Source organism: Stackebrandtia soli, from assembly GCF_965137155.1.
GTDB lineage: Bacteria > Actinomycetota > Actinomycetes > Mycobacteriales > Micromonosporaceae > Stackebrandtia > Stackebrandtia soli.
In genome coordinates, this window is sequence record NZ_CBCRZX010000012.1 from 85,945 (window position 1) to 107,767 (window position 21,823).

Annotated in this window: 18 protein-coding genes and 2 pseudogenes; 6 read left to right on the plus strand and 14 right to left on the minus strand. The window is 68.8% G+C overall.

From position 1 onward, the window contains the following. Window positions 1-111 precede the first annotated feature (111 nt). Complete coding sequence (locus ACM9NP_RS10050) at window positions 112-1,233, plus strand: LCP family protein (RefSeq protein ID WP_415646361.1); 1,122 nt, start codon at window positions 112-114, stop codon at window positions 1,231-1,233. 395 nt (window positions 1,234-1,628) lie between these two features. Here ACM9NP_RS10050 and manA read toward each other — a convergent pair whose 3' ends face one another. From manA to ACM9NP_RS10085, 7 genes and pseudogenes are all read right to left on the minus strand, one after another. After that, the gene (manA, locus tag ACM9NP_RS10055) at window positions 1,629-2,831 is read right to left on the minus strand and encodes a mannose-6-phosphate isomerase, class I (RefSeq protein WP_415646362.1); all 1,203 of its coding nucleotides are present in this window, start codon (window positions 2,829-2,831) and stop codon (window positions 1,629-1,631) included. 113 nt (window positions 2,832-2,944) lie between these two features. Next, complete coding sequence (locus ACM9NP_RS10060) at window positions 2,945-3,895, minus strand: cation diffusion facilitator family transporter (RefSeq protein ID WP_415646363.1); 951 nt, start codon at window positions 3,893-3,895, stop codon at window positions 2,945-2,947. A gap of 766 nt (window positions 3,896-4,661) precedes the next feature. Next, window positions 4,662-5,656, minus strand: a 995-nt coding sequence (locus tag ACM9NP_RS10065; RefSeq protein ID WP_415646364.1) for an SIS domain-containing protein, incomplete at its 5' end; no start/stop codon positions are given. Between the two features lies 1 nt (window position 5,657). Next, a pseudogene (locus tag ACM9NP_RS10070) lies at window positions 5,658-5,864 on the minus strand (SIS domain-containing protein); the annotation flags it as partial. A 79-nt stretch (window positions 5,865-5,943) separates the two neighbouring features. Further along, window positions 5,944-6,135 (minus strand): Trm112 family protein, encoded by a 192-nt coding sequence (locus ACM9NP_RS10075; protein WP_415646365.1) that lies wholly within the window; start codon window positions 6,133-6,135, stop codon window positions 5,944-5,946. Between the two features lie 26 nt (window positions 6,136-6,161). After that, window positions 6,162-7,526: a phosphomannomutase/phosphoglucomutase gene (locus ACM9NP_RS10080; RefSeq protein WP_415646366.1), complete on the minus strand. Its 1,365-nt coding sequence runs from the start codon at window positions 7,524-7,526 to the stop codon at window positions 6,162-6,164. A gap of 86 nt (window positions 7,527-7,612) precedes the next feature. Next, a complete protein-coding gene (locus ACM9NP_RS10085) occupies window positions 7,613-8,080 on the minus strand; it encodes a DUF3499 domain-containing protein (RefSeq protein ID WP_415646367.1) in 468 nt (155 codons plus the stop codon). 295 nt (window positions 8,081-8,375) lie between these two features. Between ACM9NP_RS10085 and ACM9NP_RS10090 the strand changes: the two genes are divergently transcribed. After that, window positions 8,376-8,750 (plus strand): metallopeptidase family protein, encoded by a 375-nt coding sequence (locus ACM9NP_RS10090; RefSeq protein WP_415646368.1) that lies wholly within the window; start codon window positions 8,376-8,378, stop codon window positions 8,748-8,750. Window positions 8,751-9,016: 266 nt separating this feature from the next. Here ACM9NP_RS10090 and ACM9NP_RS10095 read toward each other — a convergent pair. After that, window positions 9,017-9,262: pseudogene (locus ACM9NP_RS10095) on the minus strand (WhiB family transcriptional regulator); the annotation flags it as partial. Between the two features lie 280 nt (window positions 9,263-9,542). After that, window positions 9,543-10,031 carry a hypothetical protein gene (locus ACM9NP_RS10100; RefSeq protein ID WP_415646369.1) on the minus strand — a complete coding sequence of 163 codons (489 nt, stop codon included), beginning with the start codon at window positions 10,029-10,031 and terminating at the stop codon, window positions 9,543-9,545. Between the two features lie 54 nt (window positions 10,032-10,085). On the opposite strand from ACM9NP_RS10100, the gene cofD reads away from it, so the two are divergent. Genes cofD through ACM9NP_RS10115 form a run of 3 tightly spaced genes read left to right on the plus strand, consistent with a single transcriptional unit; the run spans window position 10,086 to window position 13,115 of the window. Further along, window positions 10,086-11,033, plus strand: a complete 948-nt coding sequence (cofD, locus tag ACM9NP_RS10105; RefSeq protein WP_415646370.1) for a 2-phospho-L-lactate transferase — start codon at window positions 10,086-10,088, stop codon at window positions 11,031-11,033. Next, a complete protein-coding gene (locus ACM9NP_RS10110; RefSeq protein ID WP_415646371.1) occupies window positions 11,030-12,319 on the plus strand; it encodes a coenzyme F420-0:L-glutamate ligase in 1,290 nt (429 codons plus the stop codon). Before cofD ends, ACM9NP_RS10110 begins: the two co-directional genes overlap by 4 nt. Before the next feature lie 16 nt (window positions 12,320-12,335). Beyond that, window positions 12,336-13,115 (plus strand): alpha/beta fold hydrolase, encoded by a 780-nt coding sequence (locus ACM9NP_RS10115; protein ID WP_415646372.1) that lies wholly within the window; start codon window positions 12,336-12,338, stop codon window positions 13,113-13,115. A 62-nt stretch (window positions 13,116-13,177) separates the two neighbouring features. Here ACM9NP_RS10115 and ACM9NP_RS10120 read toward each other — a convergent pair whose 3' ends face one another. The 5 genes from ACM9NP_RS10120 to ACM9NP_RS10140 all read right to left on the minus strand — a co-directional run bounded on the left by ACM9NP_RS10120 (window position 13,178) and on the right by ACM9NP_RS10140 (window position 20,062). Next, a complete protein-coding gene (locus ACM9NP_RS10120; protein ID WP_415646373.1) occupies window positions 13,178-14,269 on the minus strand; it encodes a mannose-1-phosphate guanylyltransferase in 1,092 nt (363 codons plus the stop codon). 31 nt (window positions 14,270-14,300) lie between these two features. Next, the gene (locus ACM9NP_RS10125) at window positions 14,301-15,428 is read right to left on the minus strand and encodes a glycosyltransferase family 4 protein (RefSeq protein ID WP_415646387.1); all 1,128 of its coding nucleotides are present in this window, start codon (window positions 15,426-15,428) and stop codon (window positions 14,301-14,303) included. Window positions 15,429-15,654: 226 nt separating this feature from the next. Further along, on the minus strand, window positions 15,655-18,414 hold the full coding sequence (locus ACM9NP_RS10130) for a helix-turn-helix transcriptional regulator (protein ID WP_415646374.1): 2,760 nt from the start codon (window positions 18,412-18,414) through the stop codon (window positions 15,655-15,657). A 73-nt stretch (window positions 18,415-18,487) separates the two neighbouring features. Then, window positions 18,488-19,474 carry a zinc-binding dehydrogenase gene (locus tag ACM9NP_RS10135; RefSeq protein ID WP_415646375.1) on the minus strand — a complete coding sequence of 329 codons (987 nt, stop codon included), beginning with the start codon at window positions 19,472-19,474 and terminating at the stop codon, window positions 18,488-18,490. A gap of 3 nt (window positions 19,475-19,477) precedes the next feature. Next, window positions 19,478-20,062, minus strand: coding sequence for an NADPH-dependent FMN reductase (locus ACM9NP_RS10140; protein WP_415646376.1), 585 nt, complete (start codon window positions 20,060-20,062; stop codon window positions 19,478-19,480). 399 nt (window positions 20,063-20,461) lie between these two features. Between ACM9NP_RS10140 and ACM9NP_RS10145 the strand changes: the two genes are divergently transcribed. Then, on the plus strand, window positions 20,462-21,751 hold a 1,290-nt coding region (locus ACM9NP_RS10145; protein WP_415646388.1), incomplete at its 3' end, for an MFS transporter. Between the last annotated feature and the right edge of the window lie 72 nt (window positions 21,752-21,823).

A 21,823-nucleotide genomic window follows, 5' to 3' on the forward strand; every position in this document is an offset into this window, starting at 1 on the left:
TAGGTCCGTTTTGTCGGTTTTATAGTCGGATTGTCTGCACCGCAAGCTTTCTGGGTATTGCCGCGGTCAGCTACCGTTGAGCTCGTCGTTCCCCGCCAGTTAAGGATTCACATGAGTCAACATGGAGTGCGTCGGCCGTTGTCCCCCCGATCGCCGTTGTGGGCGAAACTGCTCATCGGCGTCGGTGGCGTTCTCATGGTGCTGGCGGCGGGAACGATCGTCTACGCGAACGTTCTGCTGAACACGATCGACGATTCGGTCAACCAGACCGACCTGCTCGGTGACGGTGACGAGGCGCAGGAGATCGAAGGTCCACTGAACCTCCTCATCGTGGGGACGGACTTGCGGGTCAATGACTCCGACGGTCAGGACCGTGCCGACACGATCATGATCATGCACATCAACGAGGCGCATGACCAGGCGACGCTCGTGTCGATTCCGCGCGACTTCAAGGTCGAGATCGAGGACTGCGGGGTCCTGTTCTCGAGCCCGTGTACCTACAAGATCAACTCCTCGTACAACGCGCGCCCCGACGAGTGGGATCGTAAGCAGAAGTTCGGAAACCTCGCCAAGACCGTCAGCTCCGTGACGGGTATCGAGAAGTTCCACGGCGCCGCGATCCTCGGTTTCGAGGGCTTCCTCAACGCGGTGAAGACCTTCGGCGGTATCGAGTTGTGTCTGCCGTTCGACATGTACCTGGAACACCAGAAGCTCGAGAACCCCGACAACCACAAGCTCTACGAAAAGGGCTGCAAGGAGTACAACCACACCGAGGCGCTGTACATCGTCCGGGAGCGCTACGCGTACAACCCCGACTTGAACCCGAACGCCGACCCGAAGTTCGGTGTCGGTGACTACGGGCGCCAGCGCATGCAGCAGCACTTCATCAAGCAGTTGCTGGTCAAGGCCGGCAAGGAGGGCTACACCTCCAACCCGGGGAAGATCACCGATCTCATCGAGCAGATCGGCCCGTCACTTGACGTCGACGTCAACGGGAGCATCCCCGAGTTCGCGCTGGCGATGCGCAATATCGAACCCGGGAATATCGACACGATCCGGTTGCCGACGACGACGTCCACGGAGAGTTTCACCGGCCAGAACGAGGACTACGAGACCGTCGTCCCCGGTTCTCCCGAGGAAGCGATCATGAACGACCTGTTCACGGCGTTGCGCGAGGACACGCTCGACAAGTGGATCAAGGCCAACCCGGATCTCGTGAGCAAGGGCGACTGACCTCACCAACCTCAACTCCCCCATCGTCGAGCGGCCCGCGTGTCGGGCCGTTCTTCATGTAAACGTTCCGCGATGGCGAAATGTGAGATCGAGCGGCGAGTTTTCTTGGGAAGGCGCTGATCGCCGGGGCGCAACCGTGAGACGGTGGCGATCGAATGGGCCCACAAACGGAACGTGCCGGGCAGCCACCCCAGACTGCCCGGCACTCCCCCCGGTTTGGTTCCCCCGCGAGCGTCGGCGAGAATCTCGGCCGTTTCGGCCTCACTCAGTGACGCTGCGTACTTAGATACTGACTCACCGCATCGGCCATGTCAAGGGCTTTCCGCGAAAGTCGTCGAAAAATTTTGGATCGAACGAAAAAACACCATCGTCCGTTCGGACAGAACCGGTATCGGCTATCGGTCGAAAGCGCCGATGCCCGCGCAGAAGACCTCACCGAATCCGGAGGCGTACACGTCACCCGCGTCCGCCGACGCGAACCCGGCCTGACCAGGGCGCAGCGTGATCGGACGACGTCCGTCGTCCAGCCTGACCTGGCCAGACCAGCACAGCAGCACCTTCGGACCGGGAATCGGGATCGGCGTCTCGGCGGCGCCCTGGTCGAGCCGAAGGCGAGCCAACCGGAAGTCGGCGACGTCAACCGGCCACTCGGCCAGACCCGGCGCGATCGTGCGCGGCCTGGCCAGCGGCTCCGCCAACACTCGAAAGTCCAATACTCGCAACAATTCCGGAACGTCGACGTGCTTGCGCGTCAGTCCGCCGCGCAGCACGTTGTCGCTGGCGGCCATGATCTCGACTCCGACCCCGGACAGGTACGCGTGCGGGTTTCCGGCGGGCATGTAGATCGCCTCGCCGGGCCGCAGGGTCACGTGGTTGAGGAGCAGCGTCACGAACACCCCTGGGTCGTTCGGGTAGCGCTTCCCCAGGTCGATGAGCATCGCGAAATCGGACGCGTCATCGCCGCCCCCGGCCGCGAGCGGGGCCGCCGCGCCGATCGCCTCCTGCATGAGCGCGCCGTGGTGATCCATCGGCAGCGTCAACAGCGTCGTCACGGTCTCGCGGAGCGCCTGGACGGGATCCGTCTGACGCAACAGCGCGACGACCGACGAGAGGCCGCCGAGGCCGAGCCGCTCGAGTACGGACGCCGAGTGCCGCGGATCCCGAAACCCGCATAGGACCTCGAAGTCCGCCATGGCGCACAACAGTTCCGGCTTGTGGTTGGCGTCGACATAGTTGCGCAGTGGCGAGTCCGGTGGGACGCCGTCCTCGTTCTCGCGCGCGAAACCCTCCTCCGCCTGTTCCCGGCTCGGGTGCACCTGCAACGAGAGCGGTTCGTCGGCGGCCAGGACCTTCAGCAGGAACGGCAGCCGGGAACCGAAACGCTTCACGCTGTCGGGACCGAGCACGCCCGTCGGGTCGGCGCCGATGTACGACGTCAGCGAACGACCGTCGGACAGAGTCGCGGGGGCGGACTCGTACGCGCCGAACCAGAGTTCCGCCTCGGGCGTGGCGCTCGGCATGGGACGGCCCTGCAACGCGGCGATCGCGGTGCGAGACCCCCACGGATACCGTCGGATAGCCCCGTCGAGGAGTTCCACAGCGCCAAAGCTCCTGTCGTCGTCTCGTCGATTCACCGCAACGGCCTATGATACCCGCCCAACCGTCACTCAGCGCTCATGTGCCACAGCGGCGACGGTCGGGCGGGCGCGTGTCAGTTGGCGTCGCGCTCGGGGTTGTACAGGTCGGGCTCCAGGTAGATGACCCGCGCGATCGGCACGGCCTCTCGGATTCGACGCTCGGCGCCGTCGATCTCCTCGGTGAGTTGGCTGGCCGTCTCGTCGCGGCTGACGGCGATCTTCGCCGCGACGAGGAGCTCCTCCGGTCCCAGGTGGAGGGTCTTCATGTGGATGATCCGCTCGATGTCGTTGCCCGCGAGGATTGCGCGCTCGATGTCGGCGACGTGTTCGGGCGTCGCGGACTCGCCGAGCAGGAGACTCTTCGTCTCGAGCGCCAGGATCACCGCGACGACGATGAGCAGGACACCGATCGCGAGGGTGAACGCGCCGTCGAAGATCGCGTTGCCCGTCAGAAGCGTCAGACCGACGCCGAAGAGGGCGAAGATCAGACCGAGCATCGCGGCGGCGTCCTCGAGCAGGACGACGGGAAGTTCGGGGGCCTTCGCGCGGCGGATGAACTGGCTCCAGGTCGCGGTTCCCTTGGCGATGCGGGACTCCTTGATGGCGGTGCCGAAGGAGTACGCCTCGAGGCCGATCGCGACGACGAGCACCACCAGCGGCAACCACCACCATGATGACGCCAACAACTCGTTCGGCTCGCCGTGCAGCGTCAGCTCGATCTTGTGGATGCCCTCGTACGAGGCGAACAGGCCACCGACGCTGAACAGGACGATGGAGACGATGAACGCGTAGATGTACCGTTCCCGGCCGTACCCGAACGGGTGCTCGGGAGTCGCTCCGCGGCGGGCGCGCTTGCCTCCGATGAGCAGCAGAAGCTGGTTGCCGGAGTCGGCGAGGGAGTGAATCGACTCGGCCAACATCGACGACGACCAGGTCAACAGCCACGCGGCGAGTTTCGTCACCGCGATACCGAGATTCGCCACTAGGGCGGCGACGATCGCCTTGGTCCCGCCTTCAACGCTCATACACGTGTGTCCTTATCCATGACTTCACGGGGCGGCGACAATCCGCCCACGATGACAACCCTTCGGCGCGACAGCCGCACCGCCGGACGATTATCACCCGAGCCCGCCAACGCGGGTTTCACGGTCTGCTCCCCCGCCGACGCGAGCACCATCCCGAGTGTCCGGTTACCGACACTTGACATCCACGATCGCCATCGATCGATACCGTGTGATTGCACAATGGATATTCGGCGCGACGCGCGGACGACGTGGTCGCGCGACGGTCACGGCCACACCCTGGAGATCCGAATCGTTCTGTCCGAATCAGACACGATTCGAACCGAGTCTTCGGTCGCCCCCGCTGGAGAGGCAAAACCGGACGACGGGGCGGGGTCGACGCCGTCGCGCCGAGCGATAGGTCAGAATGGCTCCACCACAACGGTTTTCGTCACGGCGAAAATCGTCGTCGGTTGAGCTTGTCCGCATCACACTGGTGGGAACGGCGACCGTGCCGTCCCCATCGTATGGGCCGTTCGACGCCACGCGCGAACCGTGACGGCCGAACGCCCGGCCGGGGGTGGGGCCCCGGCCGGGCGTCTATCGATATCGGACACGAACCTTGGCGTGCTCGCAATCATCTTCCTCGCGAACGGGTCCAAGCGGACGCGTCGCGAGTCGGAAGAGTCGCCGCGTCCCGGTGTTCGACACCTCCGGCTCGCGGAAGCGCCGAGAACGCCGTGAGGCGCCACCGGTGCACGCAACGGAGAACGCGGTTCCCGAAGCCGCCCTAGAGCGTCGACTCACCGAAGTTGTTCGTCAAATCCTTCATCTCACCGACCGCAGGCACTGCCATCGGGTCGAGATCGTGCGCCAGCGCGAGATAGATCGACGCGAAGTCCGGAACCGCGACCAACGACGCGAGCCGTTCGAGCGCGCAGCCGCCCTCGGCCGCGATGACATCGCAGCGAATGCCCCGGCGTTCCGCGAGCTCGGCCACCGCGTCGACTCTGCGGGTGTCCGGCCGGGGCGCGTCGTCACCGTCGAGACCGTTGTCCCGCAACAGGACGATGCGAAGCCGGGTCGACTCCTGGTCCTGGTCGGGGTCGGCGAAGATGTCGCGGCTGCCCTCGGCGAGCGATCCGAACACGCCGTCGAGCAATCCGACCCGCCCCCGGCCGACCTCGCCCAGTTCACCGGCGATGACGGGGTATCGCGCGTTCGCCGCGAGCATGTCCCCGAAACGACGGGCGGCGATGCCCGCGAGCGGGGAACCGCCCCACACGACCGGGATCGCGCCCGCGAGATCGAGCGCGAGCGCCTTCGCCGGGTTGACGAAGGAGTCGTTGCGCGGGTTGCAGCGTTCCGCGTCGCTGTCGAGGCGGGCCGCCGTCTCGGCGATGTCGGCCTCGTTGACCCGGACCATCCCGCACGCGCGGCCCGCGAGCAGGACGGGCACGGCGAGCGCCCACAGGCTCATTCTGGCCGGGGAGCGACGCGGGACGGGGATGTACGGCGCACGAGCGCGCTCGGCGACGGCCTGCAACGGCGAGTCGGGTGCGCCGACGGCGATGAGACGGGCGCCGCGCCGGGCGCCGGCCTCGGCCGCGGCGAGCGCCTCGGGGCTGCGCCCGGACGCGGAGACGGCGATGACCACGTCGGCGGCGCCGACCCAGCCGGGAACGCCCGCGCTGCGATGGGACATGACGGGGACCGGGCAGTGCGGCCCCGCGACGGCGGAGAGGATGTCGCCCGTGCGGGCGGCGGTGCCGACGCCCGCGACGANGACGGCTCGGGGACGCCCGCCGTCCGCGAGCTGCGCGAGGTCGGCTTCCGCGGCGAGCGCGGCGGCTTCGCGCAGTTGCGGCCCGGCGGCGGCGACGGCGAGTAGGGCGCCCTTCGGGTCGTTCTTGGCGAGGGTCTCCGGTTTGTCGATCCGGTCGGGGTCGACGTTGCGATCACCGGAGACGCCGGTCTGGTTGTCGTCGGTCATGTGGTCCCCTCGTGCTGGCCGCGTGGGCGATGGGTATGTCGATGATGGACGGCGAGCGTCGCCGTCGGAGTTGACGTCGTCAGGCCGGTTCGGCGCCGGTGTCGGGCTCGTCCGCCTCACTGAGCAGGAGCACGGGGATGCCGTCGTCGATGCGGAACACTCGGCCGCACTCGGTGCACGTCAGGGTCTGCGCCGCCTCGTCGTAGTCGAGGGGCGCGTGGTGCGTGTCGGGACAGGCGAGGATGTCGAGCAACGCCGGGTCGAGGGACATGGGACTCTCCTGTGTGGTTGGTACGGTCATGCGCGGATCCGGGCGAGCGCGTCGTCGCGGTGGCGTTCCATCTCGGCGGCGGTCGCGGCCTCGACGTTGAGGCGAAGCAGCGGCTCGGTGTTGGAGGCCCGAATGTTGAGCCAGGCGCCGTCCTCGAAGCCGACGGTGAGGCCGTCGAGCCGGTCGATGGTGGCGCCGGGTGTCGCCGCGTAGTGCTCCGCCAGGGCGTCGACGGTGCCGAGCGCGTCGTCGACGGTGGAGTTGATCTCGCCGGAGGCGACGTACCGATCGTAGGATTCGACCAGTTCGGACAGTGGGGTCTCACCGCCGCCGAGGGCCCGCAGGACGTACATCGCGGCGAGCATGCCGGTGTCGGCGTTCCAGAAGTCCTTGAAGTAGTAGTGGGCGGAGTGCTCCCCGCCGAAGACCGCGCCGTGGGCGGCCATCTCGGCCTTGATGAAGGAGTGGCCGACGCGCGTGCGGATCGGGGTGCCGCCGTTCTCCGTCACGATGTCGGGCACCGCTCGGGAGGTGATGAGATTGTGGATGATCGACGCGCCGGGGTGGGCCGCGAGTTCGGCCTCGGCGACCAACGCGGTGATCGCGCTGGGCGACACGGGCGCGCCGGTGTTGTCGACGACGAAGCAGCGGTCGGCGTCGCCGTCGAAGGCGAGCCCGATGTCGGCGCCGTGTTCGACGACGGCGCGTTGCAGGTCGACGAGGTTCGACGGTTCGAGCGGGTTGGCCTCGTGGTTGGGGAACGTGCCGTCGAGTTCGAAGTAGAGCGGGATGATCGTGAGGGTGCCGATCGTGCCGAGGACGGCGGGCGCGGTGTGCCCGGCCATGCCGTTGCCCGCGTCGATGACGATGGTGAGCGGGCGAATCGTGGTCAGGTCGACGAGGCTGTGGAGGTGCAGCGCGTAGTCGGCGAGGTAGTCGTTGTCGGTGATCGTGCCCGGGAGGTCGGCCGCGTGGGGCGGTTCACCGTCGAGAATGGCCTGCGCGGTGTCGCGGATCTTCGCCAGGCCGGAGTCGAGGGAGATCGGGCGCGCGTGCGGCAGGCACAGTTTGATGCCGTTGTATCCGGCCGGATTGTGGCTGGCGGTGAACATGGCGCCGGCGATGTCGCGGCTGCCGGACACGTAGTACATCTCGTCGGTGGAGCACAGGCCCGCGTTGACGACGTCGGCCCCGGCGTCGGCGGCGCCGCGCGCGAACGCGATGGACAGGTCGCGTCCCGATTCGCGCATGTCTCGTGCGACGACGACCCGCCGCTCCCCCGTGACTGTCACGAACGCGTTGCCGAGCGCTTCGGCCACCGCGTCGTCCCACTGTGCTGGGACGAGTCCCCGTATGTCGTATGCCTTGACGATCTCAGCCAGTTCCGGCACGCCCACGCCCTCTTTTCTCGACGGTCAACGCTGTGGAAGCCTACCGAACGGATGGGCGGTGACGGTCGCGCACGGGACGTCGCGGTTCAGTCTCGGCGTGGTGGGCGTTCGTCACCGGTCGGTTCGCTGCCGACGACGCGCAGGTGGGATCGGCCGGTCAGGGGCGGGGCCGTCGGTAGGGGACGAGCGGGTGACGGCGCGGGCTCGCCGGTGAGGACTCGTCCGGTGGGGACGCCGGGGCGGCGTGGCGTCGGTGGGACGTCGGGAACGGGTTCCGGTTTGGACTTGGCGGCCTCGCGGACGGCGTCGGCTAGGGCGACGAGGTCGTCGCCCGACGGCATCGGGGTCGCGTAGTCGTCGACGTGCCTGACGAGTTCCCACCCGCGTGGGGCGGTGAGCTTCCGCGCGTGTTCCTCACACAGGTCGTAGGTGTGCGGCTCCTGTGTGGTCGACAGCGGACCGACCACCGCCGTCGAGTCATTGTAGACATAAGTCAGTGTGGCCACCGCGCCTTGGCGGCAGCCGTTGCGGGAACAACGCCGATGCGACCTCACGGGCGAGACGCTATCGCTTGTGGGCGACGAGCGGTAGCCGATATGCGATCGACACGCCGGGGCCACGGTTTGCGGGCGAGTCGGTTTACAGCTGTCACGTGACGAATGTACGTCAATGCGGCCACGTACGAAAGCACCACCGCCGTCACGGATCCACCGCGCCGATGGCCCCGAACACACCCGCGAGGCCGGTGTCCGTGACCAGGCCGACCGCCTCCCCTACCCTTAACGGGTGCGTCATAGGGATCGCCGCGGTCGCGGCCTTAGAGGTCGGTTGGTGCCCACAACCGTGCCGATGTCGCGCACACGCGCGCAGAGTTTCGACGATCTGGTCTTGGAGGCCGTCGAGGCGGTGGAACGCTCCGTCTCGGACGGTCGGTTCAGCGACACCAGATTGGAGGGCGTCGAGTTCGCGGTGGAGGACGTTCCCGGTGAGGTCACCGGCTACGACACCGACGTGTTGGAGGACCGTGACGTGCCGTTGGCGCGATTGCTTCCGGCGCAATCGGGTTCGGTGGGTCCGAAGCCGCGCATCATCGTCTACCGACGCCCGCTGGAGTTGCGGGCGCACGGCTCGGAGGAGTTGTCCGCGTTGATCCGGAGCGTCGTCGTCGAGCAGGTCGCGAACCTGCTCAACGTGCGGCCGGAGGAGATCGACCCGGATCTCTGACCGCCGGTCAAGCGAAAGGCCCCGCACACGTGGTGCGCGGGGCCGTCGATGTCCACCGGGTCGTCACGAGCGGCGCGAACCATCCTGTCCGGACGGTCCGCCGCGACGCCTCGTGTTGGCGGGATGAGGCCGCACTGTTACGCGGCGGTCGAGATCGCCTCGGATTCACGAGCGGCGTCCTCGGACTCGGCGCGAGCCAGGGGTCGAGCGGGCATCGGGATGACGACCGACTGTTCCTCGGCCAAACGGGCCGCCTCGCGGGCCTCTCGCTTCGCCTTTCGACGCTCCCTTTCGGATAGACCGCCCCAGATGCCGAACCTTTCGTCGTGCGCCAAGGCGAACTCCAGACACTCGGCCTTCACTTCACACCGCGTGCAGATCCGCTTCGCCTCCCTCGTTGATCCCCCTTTTTCCGGAAAGAACGCCTCAGGGTCGGTCTGCGCGCACAACGCGCGTTCCTGCCACTGCGGAACACTTCCCAAAAGATCGGCCAGAAAGTCTCGGCCGTCCATCTACGTCCGCCTCCTCTTTGATCCGTCGATATCGCACCGACGCAAAGCCCCCAATGACGCCGACCCGGCACCGCCTCCCCAGACGGACCTCGCCGAACCGGCCTTTGTGGTGGCGTCGACCGTCACGGCCGTCACCGATACCCCACAGGGAAATTACACGCGTGTCATCCGTGTCTTGTCTCGCCAAACCTGGTATTAGGCACAAATTTTTTCATTCCGCCCCCCAAACCCACCAGGAGCCAATCAATCACGCACAGTAGCCCACTTGGGGGACAACGACTCAGGCGGCCTTCGGTCGACGCGTCAGAGTCCGCGTCAGCACGATCCCCGCGCAGGTCAACGCCATCATCGCGACGTCTACGGCGAACCGTTCGACGGCGGCACGCTCGTCGATGAACCGCACCCCGGCCGCGAGGGACTGCTCCGCGCCCACGTCGAGACCGAACAGCAGAGCGGAGACGGCGACCGTCGCCTGAACCACCAGAAGCGCCCCGTACACCCCGCCGGCGACGAGCCGCGTCCCCGCCGTCGGCAACAGCGCGACCGCCAGCAGCGGCGACACCAACGGGACCGGGGAGTACACCATCGGGCTCGCCCAATCGGAGAACCCGAACCCGGCCGCGCGCGAACCGATCGACTCACGCGGATCCGTTCCCGAGCCCACGAACAGCGCCGACACGGCGACCGCCACGAAGACGAAGGCCACCGTCAGCAGCAGGACCGCCGTCGTTCTTCGAGCACGCGGCGTCAGTCCCAGCGATTCCGTCACGTTTTGCCACACCTTTCCGCAACCCACCCCGACCGATGCGCGAGGATGGTCGACATGCGTATCGTCGTGCTCGCCGGGGGAATCGGTGGCGCTCGTTTCCTGCTCGGCGCACGGCGGCTGCCCGCCGAGGTTACCGCCATCGTCAACACAGGGGACGATGTGACACTGCACGGACTGCACATCAGTCCTGATTTGGACAGTGTCATGTACACGCTCGGCGGCGCCGCCGACCCGGAACGCGGCTGGGGTCGCGCCGGAGAGACCTGGGCCGTCGGCTCCGAACTCGCCGCCTACGGCGCCGAGGCGCCGTGGTTTTCGCTCGGTGACAAGGACATCGCCACCCACCTCGTACGGACCCGGATGCTCGACGCCGGATATCCGCTGTCGGCCGTCACCGCCGCGCTCTGCGCCCGGTGGGAACCCGGAATCACGATCTTGCCGATGACGGACGACCGCGTCGAGACGCACGCCGTTGTCACCGACGACGAGGGCCGCCGCGCCATCCACTTCCAGGAATGGTGGGTCCGGTACCGGGGCGAGATTCCCACCGACCGATTCGTCTTCACCGGGGCCGCCGAGGCCGCGCCCGGCGCGGGCGTCGTCGAAGCGATCGCCGCCGCCGACGCGATCGTCATCGCGCCGTCGAATCCCGTCGTCAGCATCGCCCCCATCCTCGCCGTCCCGGGCGTCCGCGACGCGATCGTCGCGAGCAGGGCGCCGGTCGTCGGCGTCTCCCCGATCATCGACGGCGCACCGGTGCGCGGCATGGCCGACAAATGCCTCGCCACCCTCGACACCGAGGTGAGCGCGGCGGCCGTCGCCGGTCTGTACGGCCCTAGCGCCGAGGGCGGACTGCTCGACGGCTGGCTCGTCGACGACTCCGACGCCCGCGCCGCCGTCGAGGGACTTCCGATCCTGGCGCGGCCACTGTGGATGACGACGCCGGAGGAGACCGAGGCGATCATCCGCGACGGCCTGGGCCTGGTGGGAGTTCGGCCGTGACGCTCGAGATCGTGCCGGTGGCCGGCATCGGGGAGATCGCCCCCGGTGACGACCTCGCCGCGATCATCGCCTCCGCGACCTCCCTGCGCGACGGTGACGTGGTCGCCGTGACCAGCAAGATCGTCAGCAAGGCCGAGGACCGGTACGTCGCCGGCGATCGACGGGCGGCGATCGAGCTCGACACGGTCGAGGTCGTGGCCGCCAAGGGCGACATGCGGATCGTGCGGACCCCCCACGGCCTGGTCATGGCCGCCGCCGGCGTCGACGCGTCCAATGTGCCGCAGGGCCGGGTACTACGGCTTCCCGTCGACCCCGACGGGTCCGCCCGCGCGCTGCGAGCCAGGCTCGGGGAGCTGACGGGCGCGGACGTCGGGATCGTCATCACGGACACGATGGGCCGTGCGTGGCGCGCCGGGCAGACGGACGCCGCCATCGGCGTCGCCGGGCTCGAACCCGCCCACGACCTCCGCGGAGGCGTCGACGACTACGGCAATCCGTTGAGCGCCACCATCACCGCCGTCGCCGACGAGATCGCCGCCGCCGCGGACCTCGTCAAGGGCAAACTGGGCGGAGTGCCCGTGGCGATCCTTCGTGGACTGTCGGGTGTGGGTGGCGAGGACGGTCCCGGCGCCGTGGCGCTGGTCCGACCGCCTCACGAGGACCTGTTCCGACTCGGGACCGCCGAGGCCCACGCCGCCGGACGACGAGACGCGGCCCGGCTGCGCCGCACCGTCCGAACGTTCACCGACGCGCCCGTCCCCCGCGAGGCGATCACCGAGGCGGTCGCGACCGCGGTAACCGCGCCGGCGCCGCACCACACGACGCCTTGGCGGTTCGTCCACGTGCGCCGACGCCGGGTGGAGCTGTTGACGGCGATGCGCGACGCGTGGATCGAGGACCTGCGCCGCGACGGTTTCGGCCCCGACGCGATCGGTCGGCGGATCGCCCGTGGCGACGTCCTGTGGAACGCGCCGGAACTCGTCGTGCCGTTCGTGACCGGCGACGGCGCCCACCCGTACCCGGACTCCCGACGCGCCGAGGCGGAGGCGACGATGTTCGCGGTCGCGGCCGGAGCGGCCGTGCAGAACCTGCTCGTGGCACTCGCCGCGCGCGGTCTCGGCTCATGCTGGGTGTCGTCGACGATGTTCTGCGCCGACGTCGTGACGAAGGAGCTCGACCTGCCCCCGGACTGGCGTCCGATGGGGACGATCGGGATCGGCTATCCGGCGAGCGACCCGGCGGTGCGACCCGAGCGCGTCGCCACCGACTTCCTCATCGACAGGTGACGGGAGAGGAACGACGATGACGGAGCTGCCACTCATTGGGGGCGTGCCGACCTGGTACGCCGTGAACGGTGCCGGCGAACCGGTCGTCCTCCTTCACGGAGGACTCGTCGATTCGCGAAGCTTCGAGCGGGCCGTCACGCTGTTGTCGCCCCGGTATCGCGTCTTCACCGTCGATCGGCGCGGCCACGGCCGTACCCCCGATATGGACGGTCCGTATTCCTACGAGCTGCTGGCCGACGACACGATCGCGTTCTTGGAACAGGTCGTCGAGGGCTCCGCCCATCTCGTCGGTTTCAGCGACGGCGCGAACATCGCGTTGATCGTCGCCGCGCGGCGGCCGGACCTGGTACGACGGCTCGTCACGATCAGCGGCAACTTCCATCACGACGGCCTGCTACCGGGAGTCCTCGACGGTTTCGCCGACGACCGGTCGATCCAACGCCTCGCGAGCCGCCACGGCGAGGTATCACCCGACGGTGCCGAGCACTTCGACGTCGTCGCGGCGAAGGACCTGGCGATGGCACGGAGCGGCCCGACGCTGACGACGACGGAGCTCGCCTTCATCGCCGTGCCGACGCTCGTCATGGCGGCCGACGACGATGTCATGCCGCTGGAGCACACCGTCGCGCTGTACCGGGCGATTCCCGATGCGGCGCTGGCGATCGTGCCACGCACCTCGCATCTGTTGATCATGGAGCGTCCGGTCGAGGTCTACACGATCGTCGACGACTTCCTCAGCCGCGAGCGTCCCATCGTGTTGTCACCGGTCCGACGAGCACCGCACCGGAATCGTTGAGGCGGAACGCTTCCCTCGCTCGACGAAATGAACACCCATGACGGACGGTCCCTAGCGGACCATCAGAGGAGGTCGGTCTCGCCTCGCGCGCGGAGCTTGTCGACGATGAGTTTGGCGTCCTGTGCGCGATCCCTGGGCGCGACCAGCAACGCGTCCGGAGTGTCCACGATGATCAGATCGTCGACGCCGAGGGTGGCGATCAACCGCCCCGAGCCCGCGACCACGACGTTGCGACGGGCGTCCAGGGACACCACCTCGCCCTTGTGTCCGGCGGACGCGACGACGACGTTGAGCGACTCGTCGCTCGGCGCGAGTACGGAGCCGAGCGTGTGGAAGTCCCCGACGTCGTTCCACCCGAAGTCACCGGGTACGACACCGACGACGCCGCGCGCTGCGGCCTGCTCCATGACGCCGTAGTCGACGGAGATCTTCTCGAGCTTCGGCCACAGGCGCCCGAACAGTTCGTCCCGGTCAGGGCCCTCCCACGCCGCGGCGAGACGCGTCACGGTCTCGTGCAGGACGGGACGCTGCCGCGCGAGTTCACCGAGGAACGCGTCGACCCGCCATACGAAGATGCCCGCGTTCCACAGGTAGTCCCCCGACGAGACGTACTCGACGGCGGCCACATGGTCGGGCTTCTCCTTGTACTCCGCCAACAGGTTCCCGTCTCCGACGGGCGCCCCCCGGCGCAGGTATCCGTAGCCGGTCTCCGGGCCCGTCGGGGTGATGCCGATCGTCATGAGCAGGCCGTCCGCGGCGAGCGTCATCGCGCGGCGCACCGTGTCGGCGAAGCCGTCCGGGTCCGCGATGATGTGGTCGGACGCGAACGATCCCATGATCGCGTCGGGTTCGCGCTCCGCGATGACGGCGGCCGCGAGCGCGATCGCCGGGGCCGAGTCGCGAGGGGACGGCTCGACGAGGATGTTGCGCTCCGGGACGTCCGGCAGCTGACGCGCCACGGCGGCGGCGTGCGCGGTGCCGGTCACGACGTATCGATGATCGGGGTCGGCGATCGTGGCGAGCCGGTCGGCGGTGGCCTGCAGGAGCGAACGCTCGGTTCCGGTCAACGGGTGCAGGAACTTGGGGTTACTCGCGCGAGACAGCGGCCACAATCGGGTTCCGCTGCCGCCCGCCGTGATCACCGCATGCAACATCGGATCAGTATGCCGACTCATGCCGAGGCGTTCAGTCGCCCTTCCCCGCCGCGCGACGCCAAGTCTCCAGGTGGACACGAGCGCTTGCGTCCCACGTGAAGTCGCGTGCGCGCTCCGTGCCTAGAATCGACAGTTTCGCGCGACGTTGATCATCGGCGAGCAGCTCGGAGAGGTCCTTGGCGATGGTTTCGGAGTCCTCGCCGGTGTAGACGACGGCGTCCCCACCGACCTCGGGCAGAGACAGGCGCGGCGTCGTGAGAACCGGAGTCCCGCAGGCCATCGCCTCGAGGACCGGCAGGCCGAAGCCCTCGCCGTGGGAGGGGTAGGCCGCGATGAGGGCGCCGCCGAGATATCCGGGCAGATCGGTGGGGCGGAGGTAGCCGGGCCGGACGACCTTCAGGTGCGCGGGTACGGCGGCGACCGCTTCGTCGATGGCGTCGTCGTGCCCGGCGCCACCGGCGAGGACGAGGGCGGGCGGGTTCGGCCGGTCGGCGACGGCGGCCGCCCAACCGCGAACGAGGTTGGGGACGTTCTTGCGGGGCTCCATCACGCCGAGGAAGGCGATGTAGCCGACGCCGGCGAGGCCGAGCCGGGCGGAGACGCGCTCGATCTCGGCCGAGTTGGGACGATGGAACGCGGCGGGGTCGACACCGTGGTAGGCGACATCCACGATGGACGGGTCGGCGTCGAGAAGGCGGACGAGTTCGTCGCTGGTCGCCTTGCTGGGGACGATGACGCGCGCGGCCCGGCGCAGGGAGGTCTTGATCGCGGAGCGGAAGAACGTGCCGCGCGCCTTGTCGTAGTGGTCGCGTTCGGTGAAGAAGGTCGCGTCGTGGATGGTGACGGTAAGTGGGCAGGAGGAGCGCAGTGGAGACGTGTAGAACGGCGAATGCAGGACGTCCACATTGAGCTGTTGGGCGAGGATCGGCAGGCCGGTCTGCTCCCACGCGAGCCGGGCGGGTCGATGCGAGACGGCGGTGGGTGCGGCGATGACCTCGGCACCGGGCACGAGCGCGAGGTACCGATCGGCGTCGGTGCGCTGGCAGACGACGGACAGCGACAACTCGTCGGGCGTGCGCGCCAACGCCGCCAATAGACCGTCCACATAGCGCCCAACACCGCCGCGATCGGCGGAGACACAGGTGGCGTCGACGAGCACACGTACACCGGACACAGTAGATTCACTCCTGACGGATGGCGATACTTGTGATTCTTCCCACCGCAAAGCGTACGCCCGGCGCGCGATCGCCCCTCACGCGCCGCGTCCCGCCACCTGTGGTCAGCTCCCGGTCGGCACGCCGTGACAGCGACTACCGAGTGGACCATCGGCCTTTCATGGTGTCGCGTCGGATCGCCACGACCCCATGCTGAAATAACGGCGTCGATCAGGGTTTGGTTACGCCCACGACCTCGGCGACGACGAGGCGTCCCAGCTCCGAACGCGACACGACTCCGAGTTTCGGGTACGCCTTGTACAGGTGATAGCCGACGGTCCGGGGACTGAGGAACAGCTGCGCCCCGATGTCGCGATTGGTGAGACCCGTGGCGGCGAGCCGAACGACCTGAAGCTCCTGAGGTGTCAACGCCGCCAACGGGTCCGGACCTTCACCAGTCGTCGGCGCGCTCTCTCCGGCGGCCCGCAGCTCGGCGGCGGCCCGCGCCGACCACGGGGCCGCCCGCAGCCGATCGAAGGTCTCGGCGGCGGAACGCAGGCGGGCCCGCGATTCGGCGGGACGGCGACGCCGACGCAGCCACTCCCCGTACAGCAGTTCGGTGCGGGCACGCTCGAACGGCCGATCGCCCCGGCCCTGATGGAGGTCGAGGGCCGCGGCGAACGCGGCACCCGACGTGTCGTCGTCGGGCGCGAGCAGGGCCCGGCAGCGCGCGGCGACGGCCGCCGACCACGATTGGCCATTGTGTTCGGCCCAGGACGCGTACCAGTCCAATGCCGACCTGGCCCGTTCCGGCTGCCCGAGCCTGGCGGCGGCCTCCACGAAATCGGGCACGACGTGGAGCATGTCCATCCGGTTCCGTTGCGCGATGAGCGTCTCCACCCGGTCCACGACCGCCTCGTAGCGGCCGAGACCGAGATCGAGCAGGGCGAAGGCGCCGTCGTGGACGACGATCCCGTGATCGGCCTTGATCCTCCCCGCCTCCGCGACGAGTTCGAGACAGCGCGCCTCGTCCCCCTCCATCGCCGAGAGGAAGACGTCGACGCTGAGCGGCGTCCCGACGAGGACGGCGTTCTTGCCCATGTCGGACGCGATCGCCAACGCCTCGTGCGCGGTCGCCCGAGCGTCGAGGTGGCGACCGGCCTGTAGGTAGGCCTTCGCCTGGAGCGCGAGCGCTCGCGGGAAGACGCCCCCGGCGCCCTGCCGACGACACCGGTCGACCAGTTGTTCGGCGAGCGTGACTCCCGTGTGCTGGTCACCGCGGATGAGCGTCCACCACACGACACCGGCCGCCGACTGTGGACTCATCGTCTCGAAGGTGCCGCAGACGAGACCGAGGAGCCGGTCGAGTGCGTCCAGGGCGTCGGCCATCGTCGAACCGCCGAGCTGGTTCATTCCCTTCGCGACGGTCGCGAGCGCCGCGACCCGGTGGGCGTTGCGGAGGCCCAGTTCCTCCGCCCGCACGGCACACCCGGCGACCGAGCAGAAGTCTCCGGCGCCCCACGCGGCCTCGGCGGCGTGAAACAGCATGATGCTCGCGTGGTCCTGTGAGTGCGGAGCGACCTCGCCCGCCGCGTCCATCCAGATGCCGTAGGCGACCATCGGGCTGCCCCGCCAGTTGGCGACGTTGGCCCGCACGTCCGCCGCGAGTGCGAGACTCACCGGCTCTTCGCTGAGGTGAATGACGTTGTCCGCCAACGATTCCGCCCGTGTCAGCTGGCCCGCGTCCAAGGCGCCGCGCGCGGCGGCGACGAGTCGTCTCGCCCGGTCGCCCCGATCGGGACTCAACCCGGCGGCGCGTTCGTACGCGATCGAGACGGCGTTGTAGCCGCCCCTGAATCTGGCGCGTTCGGCACTGGCCTCCAACGCGGCGGCGATGTCCTCGTCGGGTCCGGTGGTCGCGGCGGCGAGGTGCCAGGCGCGACGTTCTTCGTTGCCGGTGGTGCCCGCCAACGCGTCGGCGAGCGCGCGATGCGCGGTGGAGCGGCGCCCGATCGGGGCGCCCTGGTACGCGGCCGCCCGTACGAGCGGGTGCCGGAACTCGATCCGGGTCGGTTCGCGGGCCACGAGCAGCTCGCTCTCGATCGCGCGGTCCAGGTCGTCCGCGTCCGCGCCGAGGGCCGCAGCCGCGGCGGTGATGACGCCCAGGTCGCCGGAGCCGTCGGCGGCGGCGACCAGGACCAGGTCGCGCGTCGGCGCGGGCAGGGCCGAGATGCGTTCGGTGAAGCTCGCCTGAATCCGCGAGTGAGTCGGCAGACCGGGGACGTCGTACGGTCCGGCGGAGAGTCGCCCTTCGCGTTGCGCGGTCGGGAACTCGATGAGCGCCAAGGGATTCCCGGAGGCCTCGCGGACGATCTGGTCGCGAACGTACGCCGGGACGTCCGGTGCGATGCCCGCGACGAGCCGTGTTGAATCCTCAGTAGACAAAGGCGCGACGTCGAGGTTCGGGACTCCCGGCGCGGAGAACGGCGGGGCGTGCGCGGACCTCGCCGAGAAGATCACGCCGACCCGTTCCACGGACAGCCGCCGGGCCGCGAACAACAGGGCCTCGGTCGACTCCCGGTCCAGCCAGTGCGCGTCGTCGACGAGGACCAGAACGGGCGACTCCTCCGCGAGCTCGGCCAGCAGAGTGAGGACGGCGAGGCCGACGAACCGGGCGTCCGGCGCCGTGTCCACGTCGAAGCCGAGCGCGCCGCGTAGGGCCACCGCCTGCGTCGACGGGAGGGCCGCCAATCGGGACATGAACGGCCGCAACAGAAGATGCAGCGCCGCGTACGGCAGATTCGACTCCGGCTCGACACCCGTACCCCGGATGAGCCGTGTGTCGGTGGCGGCCGCCGCCGCGACGTCCATCAGGGAGGACTTCCCGATGCCCGCCTCACCCCTGATGACGAGGACGCCGCTGGCCCCGGAACGGACCCCCGACACCAGTTCTTCCACAATGGTGATCTCGGGGGTCCGTCCGTACAGCATGCGCGAACTGTACTGCGCGTCGGAAGGAGCGGAACGCGGCTCACGGAAGAGTGTGATCAGTACCGATGCCGCATCAGGGAATGAGGACGACCTTGCCCACGGTCGCCCGCGACTGAAGGGCCGCGTGCGCGTCGGCCGCGCGTCCCAACGGGAACGCCGTCGTCAGAGGTCGGACGACGCCGTCCTCGACGAGGCGAAGCGCCTCCGTCTCCAACGCCCGGATTCCGCCCCGCTTCGGGATGATCGACGAGCCGAGTGCCACCATCGCGGTCGCGTTCCTGGCGTACAGGTCCGCCACCGACACGGGCGTCACATCGCCCGCGCTCCATCCGAACAGGACGATGCGGCCGCCGAATCCGAGCAGATCGAACGCCGCCCGTCCCACGTCCCCGCCCACACCGTCGAGCACGACGTTGATGTCACGCCCGGAAAGCCGCTGACGCACCCGACTCGGCCAGTCGGGATCCAGATAGTCGACGGCGACGACGCCCGGCGCGAGCGCGGCGACCCGCGCCGTCTTCTCCGGACCTCCCGCCACCCCGACGACGGTGACGCCGCGCGCGGCGAGCGCCTGGACGGCGATCGCGCCGATGCCGCCCCCCGCCGCGAGGACGAGGACGACCTCGTCGGTCTCGATGGCCGCGCGGCGCAGGATCCCGACGGTGGTCCGCCCGGTGCCGATCATGGCGACGGCGACCTCCGGCGACACTCCCTCCGGAATCGCGTGCAGCGCTTCGACTTCACGTACGGCCAACTCGGCGTAGCCGCCGAAGGCCATCCCGAGGTGTGTCACGACTCGACGACCCGCCCATGAGGGGTCGACGCCCTCGCCGAGCCGGTCGATCGTCCCCGCGACCTCTCGGCCGGGGACCATCGGCAGCTCCGGGAGCGAGAACGGCAGGGCCTCCGCGACTCCCGAGCGCACCTGAGCGTCGATGAGATGGACCCCCGCGGCCTCGACCCGGATCCGCACGAAACCGGGCGCCGCCTCGACATCGGGGATCTCGGTCCGGCGCAGCTCCTCCGGCCCTCCGAAACGCGTCTGCTCTATGGCGTACACGACTCACCACCCGTACGGGGTGTCGACGCGCGCGGTGCGCAGGACCGAACCCCACCACGCGATCTGGTCGAGCATCGTCGTCGCGGCGGAGTCGGCGCTGTGGGAGTCGAACGGTTCACCATTGTCGTCGAACAGTTCCCAGTACCTGGCGAACGCGATCGTGTTCCGCACCGTCATCGAGTGCGTCTCGCAGAAGACCTGCCGCAACTGCTCGACGGCCCGCTGCCCGCCGGCGACGCCTCCATAGGAGACGAATCCGATCGGCTTGGCGTGCCACTCCAGCTGGAAGTAGTCGATCGCGGCCTTCAACGGCGCCGGGAAGCTGTGGTTGTACTCCGGGGTGACGACGACGAAGGCGTCGGCGCGGTCAAGGCGCTCCGAGAGCGTGCGAACGTGGTCGTGCGGGTGGGGGGATTCCCCGAAACCGCCGAGATTGCGTGGCAGGTCGGAATCGGCGAGGTCGACGACATCGACGTCGTAGCCGCCATGCCGACGAGCCCGATCGGCGATCCACGCGGCCGGGACGGGACCGAATCGCCCCTCCCTCGTGCTTCCGATGATGACGGCGAGTCTCAACGGGGTGGTCATGCGTCTCTCCTGACGGGTGGTTGTCGTTGACGAGACCACGTTAGGAACGACGGGACCACGTTGGCATCCGTCACGTGACCGGTCGAATGACGGCTCCGTCGGCGTCCACGACGGCCGGACATCCGTCGATCGACGACCACCGATATCGGCGTCGCGCGCACTCCCGGAGCCCGTGTTCCATTGCAAGGCGGGTTGAGGACGACCGACAGGCAGATCGCCAAGCGAAGGTCGAACGACCACGGACGCGCCGTCGCCGACGGGGCCCGGATACCGTCACTTGACGGATGCCGTGCGGGTCAACGCGAAACTACCGTTCATCACATGACAGACATCAAACAATCCGGTCACCAGGCCGAAGCCGTCACGCACTGGGCGCCAGTCATAGCGCTCGCGATGGCGATGTTGATCGTCACGTCCGACATGACGATCGCGTCCGTGACCTTGCCGAGCATCGGCCGTCAGTTCGATGTGTCGGCGGCGGCGACCGCCTGGGTCGTCCTCGGATACTCGCTGCCGATGGCTGCCATCGCGATCTCGGCCGGACAGTGGGCCGACCGGGCGAATCTGAGGGCGGTCTTCCTCCTGTCGATGGGCGGGGTCGCGGTCATGAGCGTGGCCGCCGCCATCGCCCCGACCTTCGGTCTGCTCGTCGCCGCCCGTGTCCTACAGGGAGTCGCTGGCGTGTTGACGATGGCCGTGTACATGCCGATCGTGTCGACGAGTGTTCGGCCCGACCAGCGGGGACGCGCGATCGGTTTCGTCATCACGATCATGACGCTCGGCGGCATCGTCGGCGCGCCCCTGGGCGGGTTCATCGCCGACGCGCTCGGCTGGCCCGCCGTGTTCGTCATGAAGCTGCCCGTCGTCGCGGCGGCGGCGTGGGTGGGGTGGCGGGCGATCCCGGACAACCGCAAGGGACTGCCGGTCCCGTCGGTGACGTTGCTGCGGGACGCGGCCGTGATGGGCGGCGCGGTGACGGCCCTGCTGTTGGCCTTCGAGTTCACGAACGTGTCCACAATGCTCTCGATTGGGCTGGGCGTCGTCGCCGTCGTGTTGGCGGTGACGTGGACCCGGCTGGGAACGAGTCGCCCGCTCGTCCGGATCATCGCCTCTCGCGCGCTCGGTTGGTCCTCGCTCGGGCTCATGTTGATGGCGATGATGGTCGGCCTCGTGTCGTTCCTGCTGCCGTACTTCATCGAGGGAGAACTGCACAAGTCGCCGACGACGATGGGGCTGGTGCTGCTCGCGTTCAGCGGCGCGATGGCCCCGATCTCGCCGGTGGCGGGCTGGCTGGCGGACCGCTTCGGCTCCTATCTCATCGCGATGCTCGGCGCGATCGTGTCGCTCGCCGGTATCGCGTCGCTGACGATGCTCGACGCGAGTTCCTCGGTGTGGGACCTGATCTGGCGCACCATCGTGATCGGAGTCGGCGGAGGACTGTTCAACGGCCCGATCAACACCTATCTCATGGGAGTGACCCCATCCGAGTCGATCGGCGCGGCGGGCGGCATGTTCGCCACGGTCCGCAGCCTGTCCGCCACCATCGGACCGTCCATTGTCGCTCTCGCATGGACGCTGGGCGGCGGCGGATCCTCCGGCTACACAACGGGAGTCCTGGCCCTGGTCGGCCTGTACACGCTGGGAATCGGCTGCCTCGTCCTCGGCCGCCCGATCACCACCGCGCCGNNCNCNGNCNCGACCGGGATCGCCGCGCGACCCACCGCCTCCGGTCCGGGTACGGTGGCGCGACCGACGGCATCC